At 32.1% G+C, this 24,619-nt stretch carries 23 protein-coding genes; 17 read left to right on the top strand and 6 right to left on the bottom strand.

Annotated features, from left to right (window positions below):
• Positions 1 to 54 precede the first annotated feature (54 nt).
• Genes ACSSV5_RS09195 through ACSSV5_RS09180 form a run of 4 tightly spaced genes read left to right on the top strand, consistent with a single transcriptional unit; the run spans position 55 to position 5,365 of the window.
• Complete coding sequence (locus ACSSV5_RS09195) at positions 55 to 942, top strand: alpha/beta hydrolase (protein WP_454245629.1); 888 nt, start codon at positions 55 to 57, stop codon at positions 940 to 942.
• Positions 942 to 2,666, top strand: a complete 1,725-nt coding sequence (locus ACSSV5_RS09190) for a sulfatase family protein (RefSeq protein WP_454245628.1) — start codon at positions 942 to 944, stop codon at positions 2,664 to 2,666. Before ACSSV5_RS09195 ends, ACSSV5_RS09190 begins: the two co-directional genes overlap by 1 nt.
• 10 nt (positions 2,667 to 2,676) lie before the next feature.
• Positions 2,677 to 4,512 (top strand): family 43 glycosylhydrolase, encoded by a 1,836-nt coding sequence (locus ACSSV5_RS09185; protein WP_454245627.1) that lies wholly within the window; start codon positions 2,677 to 2,679, stop codon positions 4,510 to 4,512.
• Positions 4,513 to 4,522: 10 nt separating this feature from the next.
• Positions 4,523 to 5,365, top strand: a complete 843-nt coding sequence (locus tag ACSSV5_RS09180; RefSeq protein ID WP_454245626.1) for an endonuclease/exonuclease/phosphatase family protein — start codon at positions 4,523 to 4,525, stop codon at positions 5,363 to 5,365.
• 90 nt (positions 5,366 to 5,455) lie between these two features.
• Here ACSSV5_RS09180 and gldE read toward each other — a convergent pair whose 3' ends face one another.
• The 3 genes from gldE to mutY are packed head-to-tail and all read right to left on the bottom strand — an operon-like array spanning position 5,456 to position 8,331.
• Complete coding sequence (gldE, locus tag ACSSV5_RS09175; protein WP_454245625.1) at positions 5,456 to 6,775, bottom strand: gliding motility-associated protein GldE; 1,320 nt, start codon at positions 6,773 to 6,775, stop codon at positions 5,456 to 5,458.
• 18 nt (positions 6,776 to 6,793) lie between these two features.
• A complete protein-coding gene (locus ACSSV5_RS09170) occupies positions 6,794 to 7,246 on the bottom strand; it encodes a single-stranded DNA-binding protein (RefSeq protein ID WP_211064913.1) in 453 nt (150 codons plus the stop codon).
• Positions 7,247 to 7,281: 35 nt separating this feature from the next.
• Complete coding sequence (gene mutY / locus ACSSV5_RS09165; RefSeq protein ID WP_454245648.1) at positions 7,282 to 8,331, bottom strand: A/G-specific adenine glycosylase; 1,050 nt, start codon at positions 8,329 to 8,331, stop codon at positions 7,282 to 7,284.
• Between the two features lie 141 nt (positions 8,332 to 8,472).
• Between mutY and ACSSV5_RS09160 the strand changes: the two genes are divergently transcribed.
• The 7 genes from ACSSV5_RS09160 (at position 8,473) to ACSSV5_RS09130 (ending at position 17,035) form a co-directional block, all read left to right on the top strand.
• On the top strand, positions 8,473 to 8,763 hold the full coding sequence (locus tag ACSSV5_RS09160) for an HU family DNA-binding protein (protein ID WP_211064914.1): 291 nt from the start codon (positions 8,473 to 8,475) through the stop codon (positions 8,761 to 8,763).
• Positions 8,764 to 9,020: 257 nt separating this feature from the next.
• Complete coding sequence (locus tag ACSSV5_RS09155; protein WP_454245624.1) at positions 9,021 to 10,565, top strand: Rne/Rng family ribonuclease; 1,545 nt, start codon at positions 9,021 to 9,023, stop codon at positions 10,563 to 10,565.
• Positions 10,566 to 10,839: 274 nt separating this feature from the next.
• Positions 10,840 to 12,174 (top strand): DNA adenine methylase, encoded by a 1,335-nt coding sequence (locus ACSSV5_RS09150; RefSeq protein ID WP_454245623.1) that lies wholly within the window; start codon positions 10,840 to 10,842, stop codon positions 12,172 to 12,174.
• Positions 12,167 to 13,141 (top strand): DNA adenine methylase, encoded by a 975-nt coding sequence (locus ACSSV5_RS09145; protein ID WP_454245622.1) that lies wholly within the window; start codon positions 12,167 to 12,169, stop codon positions 13,139 to 13,141. The genes ACSSV5_RS09150 and ACSSV5_RS09145 overlap by 8 nt, the downstream gene beginning before the upstream one ends.
• Positions 13,142 to 14,788: a hypothetical protein gene (locus ACSSV5_RS09140; protein WP_454245621.1), complete on the top strand. Its 1,647-nt coding sequence runs from the start codon at positions 13,142 to 13,144 to the stop codon at positions 14,786 to 14,788.
• Positions 14,789 to 15,408: 620 nt separating this feature from the next.
• Positions 15,409 to 16,449: a 2Fe-2S iron-sulfur cluster-binding protein gene (locus ACSSV5_RS09135; protein ID WP_454245620.1), complete on the top strand. Its 1,041-nt coding sequence runs from the start codon at positions 15,409 to 15,411 to the stop codon at positions 16,447 to 16,449.
• 34 nt (positions 16,450 to 16,483) lie between these two features.
• The gene (locus ACSSV5_RS09130; protein WP_454245619.1) at positions 16,484 to 17,035 is read left to right on the top strand and encodes an NUMOD4 domain-containing protein; all 552 of its coding nucleotides are present in this window, start codon (positions 16,484 to 16,486) and stop codon (positions 17,033 to 17,035) included.
• Here ACSSV5_RS09130 and ACSSV5_RS09125 read toward each other — a convergent pair.
• Positions 17,032 to 18,612 carry a M56 family metallopeptidase gene (locus ACSSV5_RS09125; protein WP_454245618.1) on the bottom strand — a complete coding sequence of 527 codons (1,581 nt, stop codon included), beginning with the start codon at positions 18,610 to 18,612 and terminating at the stop codon, positions 17,032 to 17,034. The genes ACSSV5_RS09130 and ACSSV5_RS09125 overlap by 4 nt on opposite strands.
• On the bottom strand, positions 18,605 to 18,970 hold the full coding sequence (locus ACSSV5_RS09120; RefSeq protein WP_211064919.1) for a BlaI/MecI/CopY family transcriptional regulator: 366 nt from the start codon (positions 18,968 to 18,970) through the stop codon (positions 18,605 to 18,607). The genes ACSSV5_RS09125 and ACSSV5_RS09120 overlap by 8 nt, the downstream gene beginning before the upstream one ends.
• A 181-nt stretch (positions 18,971 to 19,151) precedes the next feature.
• Between ACSSV5_RS09120 and queG the strand changes: the two genes are divergently transcribed.
• Positions 19,152 to 20,090, top strand: coding sequence for a tRNA epoxyqueuosine(34) reductase QueG (gene queG, locus ACSSV5_RS09115; protein WP_211064920.1), 939 nt, complete (start codon positions 19,152 to 19,154; stop codon positions 20,088 to 20,090).
• Positions 20,091 to 20,205: 115 nt separating this feature from the next.
• On the opposite strand, the gene ACSSV5_RS09110 is transcribed toward queG, so the two are convergent.
• Positions 20,206 to 20,562: a helix-turn-helix transcriptional regulator gene (locus tag ACSSV5_RS09110; protein WP_211064921.1), complete on the bottom strand. Its 357-nt coding sequence runs from the start codon at positions 20,560 to 20,562 to the stop codon at positions 20,206 to 20,208.
• Between the two features lie 114 nt (positions 20,563 to 20,676).
• Between ACSSV5_RS09110 and ACSSV5_RS09105 the strand changes: the two genes are divergently transcribed.
• From ACSSV5_RS09105 to ACSSV5_RS09085, 5 genes are all read left to right on the top strand, one after another.
• On the top strand, positions 20,677 to 20,880 hold the full coding sequence (locus ACSSV5_RS09105; protein ID WP_211064922.1) for a hypothetical protein: 204 nt from the start codon (positions 20,677 to 20,679) through the stop codon (positions 20,878 to 20,880).
• Between the two features lie 78 nt (positions 20,881 to 20,958).
• Positions 20,959 to 22,140, top strand: a complete 1,182-nt coding sequence (locus tag ACSSV5_RS09100) for a hypothetical protein (protein WP_211064923.1) — start codon at positions 20,959 to 20,961, stop codon at positions 22,138 to 22,140.
• A gap of 406 nt (positions 22,141 to 22,546) precedes the next feature.
• Positions 22,547 to 22,723 (top strand): hypothetical protein, encoded by a 177-nt coding sequence (locus ACSSV5_RS09095; RefSeq protein ID WP_211064924.1) that lies wholly within the window; start codon positions 22,547 to 22,549, stop codon positions 22,721 to 22,723.
• A 48-nt stretch (positions 22,724 to 22,771) separates the two neighbouring features.
• Positions 22,772 to 23,560: an alpha/beta fold hydrolase gene (locus ACSSV5_RS09090; RefSeq protein WP_211064925.1), complete on the top strand. Its 789-nt coding sequence runs from the start codon at positions 22,772 to 22,774 to the stop codon at positions 23,558 to 23,560.
• Positions 23,561 to 23,563: 3 nt separating this feature from the next.
• Positions 23,564 to 24,583, top strand: a complete 1,020-nt coding sequence (locus ACSSV5_RS09085; RefSeq protein ID WP_211064926.1) for a ThiF family adenylyltransferase — start codon at positions 23,564 to 23,566, stop codon at positions 24,581 to 24,583.
• Positions 24,584 to 24,619 lie beyond the last annotated feature (36 nt).

Genomic DNA, 24,619 nt, shown 5'->3' with positions numbered 1-24,619 from the left:
ATTCTCATCCTACTATAAGCTGATATTTCAGTAAAATTTTAATTGAAAAACTAAATGAAATTTGTAATAAACATATTTGTATTCTTGTTTGTGTTATCCCTTTCAGCACAAAACAAAGCCACATACACCTATGCCATAAAAGGAAAAGACACCTTAAAATTAGATGTTTACACACCAGAAAATATCAAAAAAACAGACACTTTACCTGTTTTGCTTTGGATGCACGGTGGCGGATTTGCTGTTGGTCATAGAGATTACATAGACGATAAAAATTTAGTAAAATATGTAGCCAAAGAGCAGAATTATATTGGTATTTCCATTTCATACAGATTACTAAGAAAAGGCACAAAGACAGGTTTTGGTTGCGATTGTAGCAAAGATGAAAAGTTAGAAACTTTTAAACAAGCAGCTATCGATTATATGGATGCTGCTAAATATGTGGTAGAACACGCTAATGAACTTCAAGTCGATACAACTAAAATCATTGCTGGTGGTAGTAGTGCTGGTGCCGAAGGCATCCTTAATGCAGTTTTTATGCGTGAGTATTTTATAGATAATGCTGAGGCGTATAGCAACGTAAAATTTGCAGCTGCTTTTTCTTGTGCTGGTGCCATTGTAGATGCTAGTTATATAACGCCAGACAATGCAGTACCAACAGTGTTGTATCACGGCACAAAAGACCAGCTGGTACCATACGGAAATGCACCACATCATTATTGTGCACCAACAAAAGATGGCTACCTAATGTTAGATGGTTCTAAGATTATTGCCGATAAATTAGAGGATTTTGAAACATCTTTCTATTTTAATATTGTGAAAGACGCAGGTCACGAAATTTCCAGAATTCCGTATGAAGAATTAGACATTGTGTTCAATTTTTTTGAACGTACAGTGCTTAATGATGAAGTGATTCAAACTATAATCATAAAAACTAAACAGTAATGCGATATTTTTTTTTCATACTAATCACATTTTTAACGCTTCAATCTTGTAAAGATACTAAGTCAGAAGCTGTGAGTTTGAGTGAAGTTGAGAGCTCAAAACGACCAAATATCATTTACATAATGGCAGACGATCACGCAGCACAAGCCATTAGTGCGTATGGTCATCCTATTGGGCAATTAGCACCAACGCCAAACATAGATAGATTAGCTACAAACGGTGCAATCTTTAAAAACAATTTTTGCACCAATTCTATTTGTGGGCCAAGTCGTGCTGTGGTTTTAACAGGAAAGCATAGCCATATTAACGGTTTCAGAATGAATGGCGAGCGTTTTGATGGCTCACAACAAACGCTTCCGAAATTGCTAAAAGAAGCTAATTACAACACTGCAATTGTGGGTAAATGGCATTTGCACGGTTATCCTGAAGGATTTGACCATTGGAATATTTTAAACGACCAAGGACACTATTACAACCCACAGTTTATCAAAATTCAGGATACGGTTCATATCAACAAAAAACACATTGATACCACAGCACATTGGACGACAAAATTGCCAGATACAACCGTTGTAAAAGGTTACGTAACCGACTTAATCACAGAATATGCAATAGATTATATTGATGAAAAGAAAAACAGTGACCAACCATTCTTTTTAATGGTACATCACAAAGCACCACATCGTAATTGGATGCCAGCATTGCGTCACATCAATAAGTACGATTCGGTTCAATTTCCATTACCAGACACCTATTTTACAACCCACGACAATTCTACAGCATCAAAAGAGCAATTACAAACTATATATCGTGATATGTACGAAGGTCACGACCTAAAAATGACCAAAAAGAAAGGTAGTCCAGAATTGGCTTGGAATCCTTGGAAAACTGATTTTGAACGAATGACACCAAAACAACGTGCCGCTTGGGATAAAGCCTATCAGCCAAAAAATGATGCCTTTCACAAAGCCAACTTATCTGGTAAAGCACTAGCTCAATGGAAAGGTCAGCGCTATTTACAAGAATATTTATCAACCATTGCATCTGTAGACGAAGGTGTTGGTGTGCTTTTAGATTATTTGGAAGCTAACGGATTAACCGAAAATACAATTGTAGTATACACTTCAGATCAAGGATTTTATCTAGGCGAAAAAGGCTGGTTTGACAAACGATTTATGTACGAAGAGTCTTTAAAAATGCCATTATTAATACAATATCCTGAAAAAATTAAACCAGGAACTGTAGTTGATGGTTTAACTCAAAATCTTGATTTTGCCGAAACGTTTTTAGATTTTGCAGGTGTCGAAATTCCAAACGATATGCAAGGTAAATCTTTTGTAGGCTTATTAGATGGATCAGAAAATGACGACGATTTTAGAGATGCGATTTACTATCATTATTACGATTATCCTGCATTCCATATGGTAAAAAAAATGTATGGTGTGCGTACCAAACGTTATAAGCTTATACACGTCTACGACGATATTGACGAATGGGAATTATACGATTTGCAAACCGACCCAAAAGAATTAACTAATCTTATTGATGACGCAAGTTACGACGAGATTGAAACAAAACTAAGAACACGTTTAGCCGAATTGCAACATCAATATAAGGTTACCGAAAAAGAGTTTGAAAAAGCACCTAAAGAAAAAATAGATAGAGCCTACAAGCAATTTGAAAAATTAAGAGGCAACACAGGTTCAGAATATCATCATCACTAAAATTGTAAATATGAAATATTTTAAAATCATCTTAATCATTTTACTTTTCATATCCTGCAAAGACACTTCTGATAGTGGCTTAGCTCATCAAGAGCAATCAGTTAAAACTGAGAAACGAAATTATAAAACCTATTGCAATCCTGTTGATATAGACTATTCATACATGTCGCACTACAGAGCTAAAAACAAGGTTTCCTATCGTTCTGGTGCAGACCCGGCAGTTGTAAATTTTAAAGGAAGATACTATATGTTCGTGACACGTTCTCATGGCTATTGGTCTTCTGATGATATGCTAAACTGGACCTTTATTAGACCACAAAGTTGGTATTTTAAAGGGAGTAACGCCCCAGCAGCCGCTGTAAAAGATGGAAAAATAATTGTCTATGGTGATCCCTCTGGTCGTGGGCCAATTATAGAAACAGACAATCCCGAATTAGGCGATTGGAAAACTAATTTCGCAGTGCTAAATCCACCTGGTGGCATTCAAGATCCCGACTTGTTTGTAGATGATGACGGGAAGGTGTACTTGTATGAAGAGTCTTCAAACAAATGGCCAATTCGGGTCGTAGAACTCGATCCAGACAATTATTATGTGCCTATGGGCGAGCAGAAAGATCTATTCACTCTTCATCCCGATAAGTATGGCTGGGAACGTTTTGGACAAAATCATAAATCAGATTTAGAGCCCTATTTAGAAGGACCTTGGATGGTAAAACATAAGGACACTTATTATTTGGAATATGGCGCACCAGGCACGCAATGGAATGTGTACGCCGATGGGGTTAGAACTAGTAAAAGTCCGTTTGGACCCTTTGAATATGCACCTTACAATCCAATTTCTTATAAGCCAGGCGGATTTTTAAAAGGTTCGGGGCACGGCAGTACAGTAAAAGACAACCAAGGTAATTATTGGCATTACGCTACTATGGCTATTTCGGTAAATTATAAGTTTGAACGCAGAATCGGTATGTACCCCGCAGGCTTTGAGGAGAACGGTCAGATGTATGTGAACACCGCTTATGGAGATTATCCACATTTTTTACCAGACACCAAAGTAGATAATCATAAAGAACGTTTTACAGGCTGGATGCTGCTATCGTACAATAAACCCGTAAAAACCAATTCGCCTTTAGTCACTAAAGAAATTAACGTGGTAGATGAAAGTGATAGCGGCTACATGTTGGAACAAATTAAAGAATTTGACATTGCTAAAATTAATGACGAAGAAATCCGATCTTATTGGGTGTCTGAAGCCAATAATGATTCTATCTACGTTAAAGTTGATTTAGAACAAAAAATGAAGGTAAAAGCCATTCAAATTAACTTTCAAGATTTTAATAGTGATATCTATGGAAGACCAGACGATTTAAAACAACAGTTTGTCATTGAAAGTTCTTTAGATGGAAAAGCTTGGGGCATCATTTCAGATTATTCTGAAAATACTCGCGATATGCCTCATGGTTATATTGAGTTGAAAAATCCGGTGGATGCGAGATATATCAGATACAACCATGTGTATTGTACCAACAAATATTTGTCTATTTCAGAATTTAGAATTTTTGGAAATGGTTATGAAGCGAAACCTGAAACACCTTCAAATTTTGCTGTGAAGCGACAAGCCGATCGAAGAAATGCCAATTTAACCTGGGATAAAGTTGAAAATGCTACGGGCTATGTGATTTATTGGGGTATTTCAAAAGATAAACTTAATCTTTCGGCCTTAATGTATGATACCCCAAATTACGAGCTTAGAGCACTAACGGCTGACCAATCCTATTATTACCAAGTTGAAGCCTTCAATGAAAATGGAATTTCAACAAAAAGCGACATTTTATACACCGAATAAAACTAATATCATGAAACATCTATTTATCATCTGTTTTGCCATTTCCAGTTTTGGATTTGCTCAAAATTATTCGATAATGTCTTACAACATTAAGTTAGATTATCCTAAAGAAGGTAAAGACAGTTGGACAAACCGCAAGCCTTTTATGACTAATCAAATTAAATTTTATGAACCAGATGTTTTAGGTGTTCAAGAAGCTCTGCCTAACCAAATGAAAGATTTAGATAGTTTATTAACTGACTATAGTTTTGTTGGTGTGGGTAGAGATGATGGGAAAGAAGAAGGTGAATTTTCGGCTATATTTTATAAAAATGATAAATTACAAGTTATAGAGTCTTCAACATTTTGGTTATCACAAACACCTAATCAGGTTAGTATGGGCTGGGACGCCGTTTGTAATCGTGTGTGTACTTATGCTTTGTTTCAACATAAAAAAACAAAAGAAAAATTCTGGGTTTTTAATACACATTTTGATCACGTTGGAAAAGAAGCTCGTTCAAAAAGTGCTATTTTGATTCTTAAAAAAATAAAAACCTTTAATAAAGAAAGCTTCCCTGTATTTTTAACTGGTGATTTTAATATGGAGCCAAATCACGAAAGTATTGATTATATCACTCAAACTTTAAAGGATTCTAAAACAATTTCCAAAATAGACTTTGGTCCAGAAGGTACCTTTAATGGTTTTAATTTTGACCAACCCGTAACTAAAAGAATTGATTATGTTTTCGTTTCAGATGACGTTAAAGTAAATAAATACGCAGCGTTAAGTGATAATTGGAATTTACAATATCCATCAGATCATCTGCCAGTTTATATAGAAGTTACCCTAACTAAACATCTGAATGGTGAATAAAAAATGCTTATAATTGAGGCATTTTTGCCATTATTCAATAGGAATTTTCCTGTTGGATAATTCGGGTTAATCTTAATCAGTCAAAATGTACTATCCTAAAGTAACTTTGATTTGTTTGATGCGTTTTTCGTCTATGACTTCGGCTACAAAACGAAAAGTTTCAAACTTAATTTCCTGATTTTTCTTCGGAAAGCCTTTTGTGATTTCTAACAAAAACCCAGCTATAGTTTCAGCATCGCCGCGTTTCTCTTCAAACATTTCAATTGTTTCTTCGCTTAATTTCAAAATTTGATAAAAGTCTTTCATCGAGGTCTTTCCTTCAAAGACATAAGTTTTGCTGTCAATTTTAGAATAAATAATGTCTTCATCATCAAACTCATCACTGATATCGCCGACAATTTCTTCAATGATATCTTCAAGCGTGATTAAGCCACTTGTCCCGCCGTATTCATCAACAACTATGGCAAGGTGATTTTTTTGTGCTTTGAACTCGTTGAGCAAGTCGTCTAACTTTTTGTTTTCAGGGACAAAATAAGGTTCGCGTAATAAGCTTTGCCATTTAAAAGAAGATTTGTCAAGGTAAGGCAGCAAATCTTTGATATATAAAATCCCGATGACATTATCTATATCGTCTTTATAAACTGGAATTCTAGAATAACCTTGGTCATTAATAAGTGCTATGATGTCTTTAAAACTTTCTTCATAATTTAAAGCAAAAATATCTAAACGCGGTTTCATCACTTCTTTGGCATCTATGTTTCCAAAAGAAACAATCCCTTTTAAAATCTTTTTTTCATCCGTTGAGGTTTCACTTTCTCTGGTAAGTTCTAACGCGTGAGAAAGCTGATCAACACTCAAATTGGGCTTTTGCTGACTTAATTTAGATTGAATGAGGTTGCTAAAACTGCGTAAAGGCAAACTTGCAGGACTTAAAATTTTGTCTAAAACCAAAAGCGGATACGCCATGAAATGAGAAAATTTTACACGATTTCGATTGGCATATACCTTTGGAAAAATTTCACCAAATAGCAATAATAAAAAAGTAACGATTACAATGTCTATTATAAACACTAAACTTACACCTGCAATATACAAATCATTTGACGGTCTAAATAAATGGCTTATAGAACTGTAAAGCAGAACAATAGCTATATTGATAAAGTTATTAGCAATGAGAATAGTGGCCAATAATTTTTTGGGCTTGTCAAGTAATTTGACTAAAATCTTTTCTTGACTGCTCATTTTGTTTTCGTCAACTTCAAAATCTGAAGGTTTTAGCGAAAACAAAGCCACTTCAGAACCTGAAATCAATGCTGAACATAAAAGTAATACTATGATTAGAACTATTCCTGTGATTTCAGGTAAGGTCAATTGAACGAAAAGTATTGAACTAAAGGGTTCGGATTCCAACAATTTGGATTTTAGAAATTAAAAGGGCAAATCATCATCCTGATTTTCATCAGGTTCAGCCACTTGTTGTGGATCTTTAGCTTGCGGTTTGGGTTGAGTAGCTTGCGTAGTGGTAGATTGCCCTGATTTATCTTTTGGGGTTAAAAAAGTAAAATCTGTGCATTGTATCTCAGTAGAATATCTGTCAATACCTTTGTCATCTGTCCATTTACGGGTTTTTATTCGCCCTTCAATATAAACTTTATCACCTTTTTTGAGATATTTTTCGCAAATTTCGGCGGCTTTATTACGCACAACGATATTGTGCCATTCAGTATTGCTTACACGCTCGTTGGTGTTTTTGTTGACATATTCTTCGTTAGTAGCCACTGGAAAACGACCTATACAATTGTTGTCATCAAAATAATGCATTTTCACATCATCACCTGTGTGTCCAATCAACATAACTTTGTTTAAGGTTCCTGTAGCCATAATATTTTATTTTAAGTAGTAAAAGTAATAAAATTTTAGTTTTCTAAAATATGTTCATTTAGAAATTTATCAATCAAAATTGATACAGCAAATTTACGAATAGATTTAGAATTGACCGCTTTATAATGTTTAAGATTAAATTTATCAAACTTCTCAGGGCATTTAATTAACCAAAAATCAGCATAAATATCTCGGTGGGTCAATATGTGTTTGTAGGTTTTTTGATTGATTTTTATCGGTTTGATTTGAGTAGAAATATTTAACCTTTCAAATAATTGGTGATTCAAAACGGCTTTAGAATTGGCTTTGTTTTGTGTTTCTACTAAGGGAAATTCATAAAGTTTTTGCCAAATATCATTACCCAAACGCTGATTGATTAATATTTCGCCGTCGGGAGATTGAAAAATGATATAGTTCAAATAACGCTTCCGACGTTTTAGTTTTTTAAGTTTTACGGGTAAGGATTTGATTTTTTTTTGCTGAAAAGCCACGCAAGATAAATTCAAACGGCAAAACATACAATCTGGCGACTTAGATTTGCAAACCATAGCTCCATATTCCATTATAGCTTGATTGTGTTGTGCTGGTTTTTTTTGGTCTAAAACTTCATTAGCTTTAGATTTAAATATCTTAATGCCTTCTGTTGAATTTACAGGGGTTTCTATACCAAAATATCTTGACAAAACCCGATAAACATTTCCGTCCAAAACCGCAACGGGTTCATCGTAAGCAAAAGAGGCAATAGCAGCGGCGGTATATTCACCAACACCTTTTAGTTTTAATAATTCTTTATAAATTTTAGGAAATTTGCCATCGCATTCATTTGAAATATATTTTGCTGTAAAATGAAGATTTCTAGCCCTAGAATAATAACCCAAACCTTGCCACATTTTCATAACAACATCTTCATCAGCTTCAGCCAATTGATGCACATTAGGGAATGTTTTTATAAACCTTTGGTAGTATGGCAAGCCTTGTTTGACTTGTGTTTGCTGTAAAATGATTTCACTCAACCAAATTTTATAAGGATCTTTTGTATTTCGCCACGGCAAATCACGTTTATGCTCTTGATACCAAAAGGTGATGGCTTCCGAAAAAAACTGATTTAAAGAAATAATACCACATTTAAAACTTATTATGCAAACATAATAAACTATTCAGTTGAATAATTGAATATTAAATGATTATATTTGCATCCTTAATTTTTTAAACAAAACACCTGAGTTATGACAAAAGCAGATTTAGTAAACACCATTTCGGAGAGATTAGGTTTAGAAAAAAATGAAGTTCAATCTACTATAGAAGCCTTTATGGACGAAGTAAAAGGTTCTCTCAAAAGCGGTGAAAACGTTTATTTAAGAGGTTTTGGAAGCTTTATTATCAAAACAAGAGCCGAAAAAACAGGTCGAAATATTTCAAAAAACACCAGTATCATTATTCCAGCGCACAACATTCCAGCGTTTAAACCCGCTAAAACATTTGTTGATAGTGTAAAAGAAAACGTAAAAGTTAAGTAAAAACGAATTAAAAAAAATTATTTATGCCAAGCGGAAAAAAAAGAAAAAGAGCAAAGGTTGCTAACCACAAAAGAAAAAAACGCAGCCGTGCCAACAGACATAAGAAAAAATAAATCTTATCAATTACAAGTTCTTTGACAACGATGCTATGTTAGTAAAACATTAAGCATCTTCATCCCGTTATGACTTATTAAAACTAAGTATAACAAAAAGTTTAACAAATTCTCAAACCATTTTGAGAGCTAAATCCAATACGCATGAACAAAGAATTAATTATTCAATCCAGTTCTAATGCTGTAGATTTTGCCTTACTCAAAGATGGCAAACTTGTTGAATTACATAAAGAAAACGAAGACACAAAATTTCTTGTTGGCGACATTTTTTTAGCTGATGTAAGAAAAGCCCTCGGTGGTCTCAACGCTGCATTTGTCAACGTAGGCTACGAAAAAGACGGTTTCTTACACTATCACGATTTAGGACCGCAAATCAAAACCATGATTCAATTTACCAAAAAATTAAAATCTGGTAAATTACGCAACTACGACCTAAGTGATTTTCACAACGAAAAAAATATCGACAAAAACGGAAGCATTACCGATGTTATTCACCCCAATCAATCTATATTAGTGCAAGTTACTAAAGAGCCTATATCAACAAAAGGGCCGAGATTGAGCAGTGAACTTTCTCTCGCTGGACGCTATATTGTGCTTGTTCCTTTTTCAGAACGTATTTCTATTTCTCAAAAAATAGAAAGTGCAGAAGAAAAAGACAGACTCAAGCGACTCATAAAAAGTATCAGACCTAAAGGCTTTGGTATCATAGTCAGAACAGTAGCCGACGGCAAGAAAGTAGCCGATATCGATAATGATTTACAAAATTTGATGAACCGCTGGAAAGCCATGTGCAAAAAAGTCAGTAGAGTTCAAAAACTTCCGTCAAAAGTTCTGGGAGAACTCAACAAAACTTCATCTCTTTTAAGAGATATTTTCAATGACTCATTCACCTCAATTTGTATTGACGATGAAGCCCTTTACACCCAAGTCAAAGATTATGTCGGTGAAGTTGCCCCAGACAAAGAATCTATCGTAACACTTTATAATTCTAAAGTTCCCATTTTTGAAAAGTATAATATTGAGCGTCAAATCAAAACCTCTTTTGGCAAAACGGTTACCATGACCAAAGGTGCCTATCTCGTCATAGAACACACAGAAGCTATGCACGTCATAGACGTCAACAGTGGCAACCGAAGCAATAAAGCCAAAAGTCAAGAAGACACCGCTTTGCAAGTTAACCTCATCAGTGCAGTAGAAATCGCCAGACAACTTCGCCTCAGAGATATGGGCGGTATCATAGTGGTCGATTTTATAGACATGCACGATGCCGAAAACCGCAAAAAATTATACAACACATTGGTAGATGAAATGAGTGACGACAGAGCAAAACACAAAATTTTGCCACCAACCAAATTCGGTTTGGTACAAATCACTCGCCAACGTGTAAGACCCGAGTTAGACATCAAAACCCGCGAAAAAAATCCTAATGACAATGGAGAAGTCGAAGCTCCAGTAGTTGTCCTCAACAAACTACAAACCGACCTTCAAAAACTCATTAAGAAAAATCACAAAAACCTCACCCTTTCGGCACATCCTTTTATAGCAGCTTATCTCACAAAAGGATTACCATCGCCGAGAAGCAAATGGTTTTTTGATTATAAACGCTGGGTCAAAATTCAACCTCGAGACGCTTACACTTATCTGGAATACCATTTTCACGATAAAGACGGCAACATCATCAATGCCTAAATCTACATACAAACCCTGTTCTACACAGAACGGGGTTTTTTTATGCCCAACTTTCAACCTGATTTCAAAAAAGCATCAGTATTTATTTGATTAGTCAAAATTGTGTTTCATACTGACCCAGCCGCACAAACAGCACATTTGGTTTTTGCCAACACTGAAAAACCAAAAGAGCTGTTTTTTGTCAACGCTCGAAAAAGAAAATATGGAAAAAATATTGTAATAAATTAGTGGAAAATAAATTTAAACTTCTAAATTTGACAAAAAACGACAAAATATGTTGGATACATTTGTTTCAATTGGCGATACTTTAAAGGAAATAAGGGAAACGAAAGGTTTTCATCTTCAAGATGTTGCTAAAAACACGTCTATAAATTACACGATATTAAGCCGAATTGAAACAGGAAAAAGACTTCCGACTAAACCGCAAGTACAAAATTTGGCGACTTTCTATAATTACAGCGAAGAAGAATTAATTAAACACCTTATTAGCGACAAAATATTGTATGAAGTTCAAAATGAAGATTTTGGACTTGAAGGTTTTCATCTTGCCGAACAAAAAATAAAATACGGATTATCACTTTTCAACGATTATAAACACCTAGAAAAGTTCGAGTTACACAGTCGAAGATATATCGGGAATAAAGCAAAATTAACTGATTGGATAATGGAAATTATTCAAAAAGAAACCACAGGAAACGATACTTTTATTGATATCTTTTCGGGAACGGCAATTGTTGCAAAAGAAGCAATGAAATCTTATAAAAATGTTATCTTAAACGATATTTTATATTCAAATAACATTGCTTATCAAGCGTTTTTTGAAAACAAAAAATGGGATTCAAAAAAGCTAATTGATATTGTAAATGAATACAATGTTTTAAAACCAAAAGACATTCAAGAAAATTACTTTTCTAAAAATTTTGGAGGCAAATTTTATGAAAAAGACATTTCAAAAATAATCGGACATATTCGCCAAGATATAGAAAATCGAAAAGACGAATTAAACTCAAAAGAATATGCAATCCTATTAACTTCGTTAATTTACACCATTGACCGACTTGCCAATACTGTTGGACATTTTGACGCATACATTAAAAAACCGATTACAAAAAGACCTTTGAATTTTCGCTTAATCCAAACCGAAGATTTTACAGGTGCAAAAATTTATTGTGAAGATTCCAACAATTTGGTTAAAAAACTAAAAGGCGACATTGCCTATATTGACCCACCGTACAATTCAAGACAATACAGTAGATTTTATCATATCTACGAAAATTTAGTACAATGGAAAAAACCAAAGTTGTATGGAGTTGCACTAAAACCTGAACCCGAAAATATGAGTAAGTATTGTACGGTAAAAGCAAAAGATGCTTTCAAGGATTTAGTTGAGAATTTGGACGTAAAATATTTAGCAGTTTCATATAACAACACGTATAAATCAAAAAGTAAATCTTCTAAAAATAAAATCAAATATGAGGAAATAATCGAGATTTTAAATAAAGTTGGAAAAACCAAGATTTTTGAACAATCACATAAATATTTCAACACAGGAAAAACCGATTTTAATGACCATAAAGAATTTTTATTTCTAACAAAAAAATATGAATAAACATAACAAAACATATCGTTCGCCATTATTTTACGTTGGAGATAAATACAAACTCTACCCAAAAATCAGTAAATACTTCCCTAAAACGATAAATCGTTTTATTGAGCCTTTTACAGGTGGTGGTTCAGTTTTTTTAAACATAAAAGCCAATGAATATTTATTGAATGACATCGACTCAAATGTTATTGATATTCACAATTTTTTGATTGACCAAGCTGAAAACCCAAAAGCATTTTTTGATGAAGTTTTTGAATTAATTAAAAAATACAATTTATCTCACTCTTACATCAAAGACGTTGTCCCACAGGAATTAAAAGACAAGTGGATAAAAACATATTACGCAAAATTTAACAAGCAAGGCTTTAACCAACTAAAAACCGACTACAATTCAAGCAAAGAAAAAAAAGTGTTACACCTTTACTTATTGTTGATATACGGCTTTAATCGTATGCTTCGCTTTAATTCAAAAGGTGAATACAATTTGCCTGTCGGTAATGTTGATTTCAATAAAAACACAGAAATAGCCTTAAATGATTATTTCCGTTTAACAAAACAAAAGAATATACAGTTTTACAATTTAGACTTTTTAGACTTCTTCAAACAAATAGAATTTCAAGAAGACGATTTTGTTTACCTTGATCCACCCTATTTAATCACATTTAGTGAATACAATAAACTTTGGAACGAAGAAACAGAAAAACGATTACTTGATTTTCTTGAATATTTAGATGCTCAAAATGTGAAATTTGCAGTTTCAAATGTTTCACATTACAAAGGGAAAATAAATCGTCAATTTTTGGAGTGGAGTGCACAACATAATTCTTTTGATATAAAAAGTAATTACATTAGTTATCACGACAATTCAAATAAGGAGTTTAAGGAAGTTTTGATTACAAATTATGAACCTGAAATTTTAACACCAACTCAAAAAACAATCAACTTTAAAGAATTTGAAACTGTAGAATAAATGGCAAAAAAAGAAGCAAAACCAAAGCACCTTTACTTCGATACAACAATAAGAAACCCTGTTAGAAATAAACATTTTTTAAGGATAGCTTATAAATATAGTGGCTCTATTTTAACTAATGAGCTTTGTGAAACAATGATAAAAGATTTGGTTAAAGAAAAAGTTTTTTATCCTCAAGAAGCATTAAAAATTATTGATGATAAATCTCTTACTGATAAATTCAAAAATGATGATTCAATTACTGAAAAAGAAGCTATAAAAATAATTAATGCTTGGAAACCTACACACGCAGAACCAGGTTTTAGAGCTTCAAAAAAAGATCCTCATTGGGCGGCAAGATGGTTTAATTATTATAAATTGAGTAGAACTTTTGGCTTAATTGATTTTACAGCTCCAGGTAAAGTCATTAGAGGTAAAGATTACACAAATAAGTTAGCTAAAAAGTTTCAAATAACAGAATTAGGCAAATTATTAATTGACTCCATTCCAGAAAATGATGATCCAAGAGAATCCGAATTTACAGCAAAAGAAAATATTATTTATGCTCATTGTTTAGCTAAATATAAATCTTCAAATCCTTTTATGAGGAGAAGTATTATTAATTCTCCACTTCCTTTACTCTTAAAAACATTACAGTTAATAGAAGCTGACTCTGAAATGAAATCATTCATTAGAATTAGAGAAATCCCTATTATTTTATTGTGGGACAATAATAATCCGAATGAATTACATAAATATATCAAAAAATTTAGAGAAGAAATACCTGAAAACGCATCACACGATAAAATTGAACAATATATTTTAAAGAGAACCAAATTTGAAAGTTGGACTGACGAAAAAACTATAAGAAGTATTACTGACGAATATTATAGAAAAATTTCTGCAACAGGTTTGATAGAGACTACTGTTTATTCTATAAAATTAAATAAACAACAAGAGGAATTGATTAATTACATAGTAAACTCTTATTTAAATTCGCCTACAGATATTTACTCCGATGAAGCCACGTATTTTTCATACGCTTCTAAAATTGATGAGAATATTTTAAAATTCGAAAGAGAAGAAATTTATGCAAGTGATAATCAATTGAATAATATCAATTCATTATTAACTTGGGATATAATAAAAGATGAATTATTAAAAGCATCATCAGGTAAAAAATCGATTCTTCCTTCGATTAAAGACGTAAAAGCATCAATCAGATATGAATTTTTTTGTGCTTTAGGTGTAAAGAAACAATTTAAAAACACAAAAGTGCAAGCTAATTGTAGAACAGACAGTATTGGTTGGCCAATTGGACACGCCAGAGGTCAAAGTGGTTCAAATACAGGAGCTGATATTGAATGTTTTGAAACGAATTTCAATTTTATTGTTGAGCCCACTTTAAGGAGAGATTCTTCAGGACAAATCAATGAAGGAGTTGCTATTTCAGATCATAGAAACGTAATGATAACAAGATTTGGAAAGGAAACTAAAATTATTTTTGTGGCTCCAAGAATTCATCAAAGAATGATAGAATTTGAAAAGTTTCTAAAATTTGAAAATGATAGTGTAAAGATAATGTACAATCAAAATACAAAGGAATACTTATCAAATTTAGAAATACTGAACTCTTTTGAAGAATTAATTGAAGATCCCTCCGCATAAAGCCATACACATTTGCAATTCGCACCAGCCGACACACAAGCCAAAAATTGCAAAAGAGTATGCCTTTGCCAACGCTACAAACAGGACGGAAAAAAGTACGAAAACACAACAACGTATATAAAAAATAGCGGTTTTAGTGCTTAATCAAAAATGAATTTTATAAATTTTATCTAATCAAAAGTGACATTATATGAGTTAGAATAGAAAAAAATGGATCTACAATAATTTATCATAAGATTTATATGCATAGCTTTTTTGTTGAAGCCTGTCCTGAGCACAGTTGAAGGGTTTTGGGCGATGCAAAAAAGAAAAGAATGAACCTTGTAATTATTTAAAAATGTGTATATTATAAAAACCGTCATCGGTAGTGTCTCAACATTTATCGTCAGGATGTATTGAGTTGTGGGCTTCCGCTGCTCCAAAGTCGCATCGGCGGGCTTTCGGCAGTCGCTTTGCCACACTTATAGCGTGGCAAGAGCTCCAACAATGCCTCAATCCCTAAGCCAAAGAAAAATCACCAAAAGCAGTGAGATTAGCCCTTAAAATTACCAATATTTTAATAAAGCATAAAGCTCTAAAGATTTTAAGATTGTATTTTTGCAACCACAATGAAAATTAATATGAGTTTATTTCATACCATCCCAATAAAAGCAATAAATCAACAGACCGATAAAGCCATTAAAATTACATTTGATATCCCTGATAACCTAAAATCAGAATTTCAATACAAGCCAGGTCAATACCTTACGCTATCGGCAAACATTGATAACGAAGATATTAGACGTTCATATTCTATCTGTTCAGCACCAAACGAAGACCTGAGTATTGTTGTTAAAGCTATACCTGATGGTGTGTTTTCAAATTATGCTATTAAAAACCTTAACGTTGGCGATAACATTCAGGTAATGCCACCAGAAGGTCATTTTACCCTATCATCTGATGCATCAGCAAATTATTGTGCCTTTGTTGCAGGTAGTGGTATCACGCCTGTGATGTCTATCTTAAAAAGCGTGCTACAAACTCAAAATGATTCTAAATTTCTTTTAGTTTACGGAAACAAATCACCTCAAGAAACTATTTTCTTTAATGAAATACTCGACCTTAAAAAAGACTATCCCGAACAATTTTTTGTAGAAAATATCTACAGCCAAACCCGTGAAGACGATGCTCATTTCGGTCGAATAGAAAAGCCAACAATCAATTATGCTTTAAAGAATAAATATAGCGGAATTGACTTTTCTGAATACTTTTTATGTGGTCCAGAACCTATGATTGAACACGTTCAAGAAGTTTTAAAAGAAAACGGCATCAAAGATCAGCAAATCAAATACGAATTGTTTTATTCAGAAAAAGAAGCCGAAACAATCGCTCATTCCGAAGGCAAAACTAAACTCAAAATCATCGTTGACGATGAAGAATACGAATTGGTAATGAATCAAGACGACGTGATTCTTGACGCAATATTAGAGCAAGATATAGACGTACCATATTCTTGTCAAGGTGGCATTTGTAGCTCGTGTCTTGCCAAAATCAAAACAGGTAAAGCACAGATGCGTAAAAACCAAATCTTAACCGACGACGAAGTCGCTCAAGGTCTTGTTTTGACCTGTCAAGCTCAACCTCAAACTCCAGAAGTGGTTGTGGACTATGATGATATTTGAAAATTTATAGTTACTTTTACAAAAAAGAAAATTTATGATTAGAAGTTTTTGGGACGAAGAATGGAAAACCATTGAATTTGACGATGATATAGCCGATGATGAACATTTTAAAATCTCTAATTATGGTAGGATTATCAATTGTAAAGGGAAAGAAGAAATATTGGTTAAAAGATCTTATATCAACGGTTATGAAAATTTAAGAGTCAAGCTAAAACGCAACGGCAAAAAATCAGGTCGGTATGTGCACAAGCTTGTCGCTCAACATTTTTTAGAGCAAGGTGATGGTGTTTATGTTATACATCTGAATTATGACAAAACAGACAATCACGTTAGAAATCTAAAATGGGCTACCAAAGAAGAAAAAGAAAATCACCAGTTTAGCAATCCCGAGCATAAGAAAAGACCTATATCTAAAAAAATAAGAAACTCAAAACTTACCGAAACCCAAGTTATCCGACTTAAACGAAAAATTCACGACCCCAACCGACGTACCAGAATTAAACTGATAGCTAAAGAATTTGGTATTTCAGATATGCAGCTTTACAGAATTAAAAATGGTGAAAACTGGGGTCATGTTGATTATTAGTCTAAAACAAAAATTATTGGTAATCCATACAGCACATTGACATTTTTGCCACCAACTTGTCCAGGTATCATTTGTGGTATGCTTTTGATAACGCGTATAGCTTCTTCTTCAAGTTTTTGGTGTGGTGCTCTAGCTCTTACATTTACTATTTTACCCGTTTTATCAATGGTAAACTGAACGCTCACTCGTTGCTTGCCAGATAGACCAAGTTCTTTGCCTAAACCTTTGTCAAAGTTGGTATTGACATGAGTTGCGATAAATTCACTGACACATTCTTTTAATGCTTTATTGGTTTTACCACTACAGGATGACGGATGTGGAACTTTGTCTAACGAGGCGAATGGGACTTTTGAGCTTTCTCCACCAAGCTCTTGAACCTCAGTTCGCTTTTCAATTCTACTATTTCTCATGATGTCTTCAAGTGTTAAAGCCACTTTTTTTAAACCCTCAGATTGATTAATTTCTTGATCAATGGCTTTTTGATAGTCACCATCTTCTTTATATTCTGAAGATAGTTTTAACATACCTATGATTAAAGCAACTTGGGCTTCTTCATCTTCAGTATATTCATCTTTAATGTCTAAATCGTAAGAATTAAGCAAACTATTCAAATCAGGTTTATCATCCAATTTATCAAATAAGTTAGGTTCTCCTTTAAAAACTTTATCAAAAAACTCTTGTTGATTTTTGTTTGAAATTTCTGACTCTAACATTTTATCTTGAGTGCAAGAAAAAATAACAGCAAGACAAATAACTGGAAGAATAAAAAGATACTTTATTCGTTTTGACTGGGTTTTGTGTAACATTTTGATACGATTTTTGAGATTAGAAGAATGGTTAAATGAATTGACAAATGAAATATTTTGACAACCAAAATTTTGATTGAGTAAAGCATTAATGTACTTTGTTTTTGAAGTATTTTGGGTAACTAAACAATCGGCTTCAAACTCGTGAATTTGTCTGAGTTGTTTTTTATAAATATAAATTAATGGATTAAACCATAGAACAAATTGCATCAGCTCAAGTGCAATTATATCCCATGAGTGTTTTAGTCTTAAATGTTGAAATTCGTGCTCTAAAACCACATTGCGTTGAGATTCTGACATTTGATCGCCTAAATAAATACGATTCCAAAACGAAAAGGCTAATGTTGAGTTTTGCAAAATCACGACTTTCTTACCTTTATAAGATGACTGACTTTGGGTCTGTAAATATTTAAAAAAATCTCTGTTTCTTATGAGAAACCATATGCTGTAAAAGATAAGTCCTAGGCTATAGAATAAAAAGTAATAACTCCACCTAAAACCTGATGATGTTGATAAATCAGACGTTAGTGCCTCAGTATTCTCAGAGCTTTGAATGCTTATATTGATAGGTTGTAGCCACTGCACATATATTTTGTTGATGTCAATTGGATAGATATTTCCAAAACTTAACAATGGTAAAACCAAAGAAACTCCCAAACTCATCAGTAAATACAAACGGTTGATTTTAAACAGAGGTTCTGACTTCAACAGCTGATATAAACCGATAAATAACAGCTGATAAACAAACATTTCGATGCAGTAATTAATCATTGTTTTGAGATTTTAGTTCTTTTAAAATAGCTTCTAATTCTCTGGTACTTAAGTCGTTTTTTTGCACAAAAAACGAGACCATGTTTTTAAACGATCCTTCAAAATAGGTGTTGGCTAAACGCTGAGTAGTAGAAGTTTTGTAATTATCTTCGCTCACTTTTGGAAAATAAATATGACCTCGCCCCTGTTTTTTATAATCTACAAAACCCTTCTGCTCAAGTATCCGAACAATAGTCGAAACTGTATTGTAAGCGGGTTTTGGCTCTGGCATATGGTCTATAATAGACGATACATTTGCCTCTTGTAGTTGCCATAGAATACGCATAATTTCACTTTCAGCTTTAGTTAGTGGTTTCATTTGACATATGATTTTAGATTACAAATATAACTAAATATTTAGTTTAAACTAATAAATTAGTTATAATTTTTAAAATTTTAAGAAATCGCACTACCTACTTTGGGGTTTTTTCTTGAGTCATCTGTTTTTACCATAGGAAAACCAATAAAAATCATATCGAGATGTTATCTTTGAATCCATAATGTCAAACACAAAAACTTATACTCAACTCATCAAAGCTGAAGCCAAGCGTTTGGGATTTTTGTCCTGTGGTATGAGTAAAGCTGAATTTTTAGAAGAAGAAGCTCCACGTCTTGAGCATTGGCTCAACAACAATATGCATGGCGAAATGCAATATATGGAAAATCATTTTGACAAACGCCTTGACCCAACTAAATTGGTAGAAGGCTCAAAAAGTGTCGTTTCATTATTGTTTAATTATTATCCTGAAAAACAGCAAAAGGGAGATACTTATAAAATCAGCAAATACGCTTATGGAGAAGACTATCACTTCGTTATCAAACGCAAACTCAAATCTCTTTTAAAGTATATTCAAGCAGAAATTGGCGAGGTTCATGGTCGTGCTTTTGTTGATTCAGCACCCGTTTTAGACAAAGCTTGGGCAGTGAGAAGCGGTTTAGGATGGATGGGAAAACACAGCAATGTATTAACCAAATCTAAGGGTTCATTTTACTTTATCGCCGAGTTGATTATTGATTTAGAATTAGAATACGACACGCCTGTAACAGAACATTGCGGGAGTTGCACCGCTTGTATTGATGCTTGTCCAACAGACGCTATTGTCGAGCCTTATGTGGTTGATGGCAGTAAATGTATTTCGTATTTTACCATTGAACTTAAAGACGATTTACCAACAAGTTACAAAGGACAATTTGACGATTGGATGTTTGGCTGTGATGTGTGTCAAGATGTTTGTCCGTGGAATAAGTTTAGCAAAAGCCATAACGAACCACTTTTCAATCCTGATGATCGCCTTTTGAATTTCGATAAGCAAGATTGGGAAGACATAACTGAAGAAGTCTTTCAAGATATTTTCAAAAAATCTGCCGTTAAGCGAACGAAATATTCGGGATTGAAGCGCAATATTGAGTTTTTAGATAAAAAGCTCAAAAAGGAATAAACATTTATAATACTTTAACTATCAAATTAAATGATTATAATATCTATTAAACAAAAAAATCAAAGTCAATATGTTAATAAAGAAATATTGTTCATAAATAATACACCCATCAAAATTAATTAATCTCAGATAATTTTTGCTTTAGTTCTTTTATCTCGATTTCCAGCTTTTCAATATATTTGCGTTGGCTCTCTAGTATATATTCGGGTTTGGTGTAAATATTATTGGTGCCATTAATAAGACCAACAGCTTGATCTTTACAAATAAAAACCTGTTTTCTATCATCTTCATAGATATCTTCGAGAGGAATTTGAAGAAAATCTGCTATTTTAACCCATTCTTCGTCTCTAATCCCTAAAACTCCTTTTTCTTTACGGCTATAATTAGAAACGCCCATACATAAGACATCAGCGATTTCTTTTTGAGTAGCACCTTTTTCTTTTCTAGCTTTAATGAGCTTTTGTTTTATCATAATTGATGATATTTGCACAAATATGCAAATTATTTGCAAATAAATTACAGTGATTTTAGGTTAAAGATAATTTGATTTGTAATAAACTTTTTATTAACCTTAAAATTTTAAACCATGAGTAAATTAAGTTTAGACGCCTTAGCGCAAAGAGCAGACCAAATTGCCTCTGAGGATTTGTTAAATTCGATTAATGGAGGTACTGAGAATGATTGTCATGATAATAATTCAAATGATAATACAACTGAAACAAGAGAAGTTCAAGTTGATAATACTGAAGTAGCTAAGCCCCATTACAAGCATGATTCAGGGCCACAGTAAACTGTTATGTAATAGTAATATTGAAGTAATGAGTTTCATCACTTCAATATTACTATATTTAAATTTTCTAATAGAATTATGATCAAAATTTTTAAATATGTATTATTATCATCATTGTTCATATTCATAACTGATGATTTTGACTCCTGTCCTAGTTCGCAAGATGAAAAGATAGTATTATCAATAGATTACCAAGTTTATAATCAATTGAACACTTACAAAGAATTAGAAGGTTTAAAAAATTTTCTTGAAGAATATTTTAATGCTGAAAGCTACGAAGAGATAAAGAGTTTCTGGATAACTAAAGATACGGATAAAATCAGCTATCAACACGATATAATTAATAAAAATCTTCAAAAACACTATCCATATTATAAGCCAACTTTATATGCCATTGAAAAACTAAAGAAAAATAATTTTTTATTGAAAATTTCTCTCATTGGAAATCCAGAAGGCTTCAACTCAATATTGGCGTCTCATAATCTTAGGATTAGGCACACTGAAGATAACTGCTTTAAATTAGTCAACATACCAAATGAGAAATTGAAAAAAATGAATAAATTTTCATATGGAAATGTTACTTTTTATACACCAAATAAAGAATCAGACCATGATGACATAAGCAAACATGTAAAATTTGAGCACAAGCTAGTTGATTTTTTTGAAGTTGAATTAGAAAATTACAGTATAGTTAAATTTAAAAATACTAAAGAGTTGTACAACTTTTTAGGTTTTGACTACCATGATGCTATGTATCTAAACGAAAGTTATGGTGGGATGTATATACCATATGATAAAATTCTTTTAAATGGTAATAATTCAGTTTTTTACCCACATGAGTTAACACATTTATATTCAAGTAAAAAAATTAAAGTAAAAAATAATTTAATTGACGAGGGTTTCGCAACATTTATAGGTGGTTCTTTAGGGTTTGATTATACATATCATATTAAAAATTTACAGAAATATTTTACAAGTAAAGATGACAAATTAATGGACTTTATCTTGGATCAAGAACTTTATAATAAATTAATAGGCAAAAGTTCTACAGTAAAATATTCTGTAGGTTCTTTTTTATGTCATGTAATATATAAGCATAAAAATAGAGAAGGTGTTATGAGTCTATTAGAGACTGGAAAATCCCCGGCAGACCTCCATAATAATTTAAAAAATCTGTTAAATTTAAACGAAAATGATTTAGAAAATTTTCTTGAAAGTGAATTAAGAAAATTTACTAAGGGGTTTGACGTTTTAAGTTAATTTATTCTTAACTATTTAATATATTTGCACAATATTCAAATAATCTACAAGTAACTTAAACTAGATTTTAGGTTAAGGATTGTTTAATTTGTACAAAAACTTTTTATTAACCTTTGAAATCTAAAACAATAAGTAAATCAAATTTAGACGCTTTAGCGCAAAGAGCAAACCAAATTACTATTAGGATATATTAAATTCAATTAAATGGAGGTAATGAGAATTGTTGCTATGAAGTTGAGCCGCCGCCTAGGGACACAACAATAGACGATCTTGTATCCAAAAGCTAATTATTTATATATAATATTGCATAATTATGCAAATTATCTGCAAATAAATTACACTGATTTTAGGTTAAAGTATGTTTAATTTGTATGAAACTTTTTATTAACCTTTAAAATTTAAGACAATGAGTAAATTAAGTTTAGACGCCTTAGCGCAAAGAGCAGACCAAATTGCCTCTGAGGATTTGTTAAATTCGATTAATGGAGGTACTGAGAATGATTGTCATGATAACGATAGACCCATTTCTGATGTTGAAAAGGAAGACAGAGAAGATGGGACTGTAATTTGTGATAGAATTTAAATATTATAAAAGCCATTTATGAAATTAAATGGCTTTTTAAATTAAATTATGATTAAAAAATCAATTTTAATAATCTGTTTTTTAGCATCTACGGTTGTTTATTCTATAATCGATCCAAAAATAGATTACTTAAAAACACCAGCAGACTACAATATACAATTCACCAACTTCAAAATTAAAACTCAAAAAATTAGTTTGAATAGTTGGCTTTCGGTTTCAGACAAACCTAGCAATAACCTTATAATAGTTGCCTATGGAGACTACGGCAACATGTCATATTATTTGGATTATGTTAATTTTTATATATCACAAGGTTTTGATGTTCTTAGCTTTGATTACAGAGGCTTTGGAAAAAGTAGTGATTTTAATATTGATAAAGACTATTTATATTACAATGAATTTGTGTTGGATTTAGTTAATGTTATCAATTTCTCAAAAAAAAATTACAATTATGATAAAGTCGGAATCTTAGGTTTATCGATGGGTAGCATTATATCCGTGTTAGCAAAAGAAAAAACTAAAGTCGATTTTATGATTATGGACGGGTGTGTTTTAAGCATAGACAATATACTCAAAAGGCTAGATGACGTATCAATTAAAATACCTTGTAGGGATAGCCAAAATCTAGAGGAATATTGGCAAACATATAATAACAAAGTATTGATACATTCTGCCTCTAAAGATTCTATTACTACTAAGGGTGATGCGGTAATATTGTTAGAACAATATAATTCGAAAAGAAGACTATTTGAATATAGTGGTAAACATTTAGCCTTTACCGATAGCAATATAAATTTAAATAGTTATAATAAATTACTAACATGGTTAGTTAATTAGTTTATGGGAGTAAGTCTGAAAAAATTTATACCTGTTTATGTGACTGGAAATAAAATATGTGTCGGATTTGTTTATGATCATACAAAATATTTAGAATTAGAAAACACAAAAGCAAACCGAAAATTTATAAAAAATCTTTTAGAAATTGGTTTTCCAAAATATGATACAAAAGCAAACAAAATTCTTTCCCATTTAGATAGGATGGGTTTTTTAGAAATAATAAACAAAGAGCATAATAATGATAATAGAAATTATTCTTTTTTAGAATATATAACAAATACTAAGCCTGACTTATCACATCTTAGTAAAAGAATATTAATTTTTGGATCTGGTGGTGGTGGTAGTACTTTAGTTTATCAATTGGCACAATTTGGATTTAAAAACATATTTGTTGTTGATGGTGATAATGTTTCTGAAAATGATGTGCTAAGAAATTTCCCCTTTTCTGTTAATGATATTGGAACAAAAAAAGTTGATGCCTTACAAAAAAAAATCTACAGGAATTTTAAAATAAAAATAGGTATAAGTTATGATATGCCAATAGGAAAACATGACTTAGAAAAATATTTTAAAGATTATAATCCTGATTTGGTTGTAAAAGCATGTGATCCTAAAGGATTATTTATCAATAATTTAAATATATTATGTTTTGAAAGAAACCTTCCATTTCTATCTATAGCTTATTCATTTGAAAAACTTAAAATAGGTCCATTTTTTATACCTAAAGTTACTTCTTGTTATAACGCTGTTTCAAAAAAAAATGTAAAAAACTTTGGTAACCACTACAAAGTTGAGCTATTTGAAAGACCTTTCGAAAAATACTTACATCATCCCTCCATTATGTTTAATATCAACATTTTATCTTCATTGGCATTTAAAGAAATCATGTTTTATTGTTTTGAAAAATATGAATACTGTCAAACTTTTGGTAGACTTTTAGTTTTTGACCCTTTAACTTTTCGAACACGAGGTATAAATTATAAGTGTGATGATAGTTGTAATGTATGTAGCCTTCTAAAGTGATATCTTTAATTATATAAATATTTTGATATATAAGGC

The sequence above is a fragment of the Psychroflexus sp. MBR-150 genome (assembly GCF_053628795.1).
The sequence above is the reverse complement of the archived record's forward strand: the minus strand, read 5'-3'. Positions and strand labels throughout refer to the sequence as shown.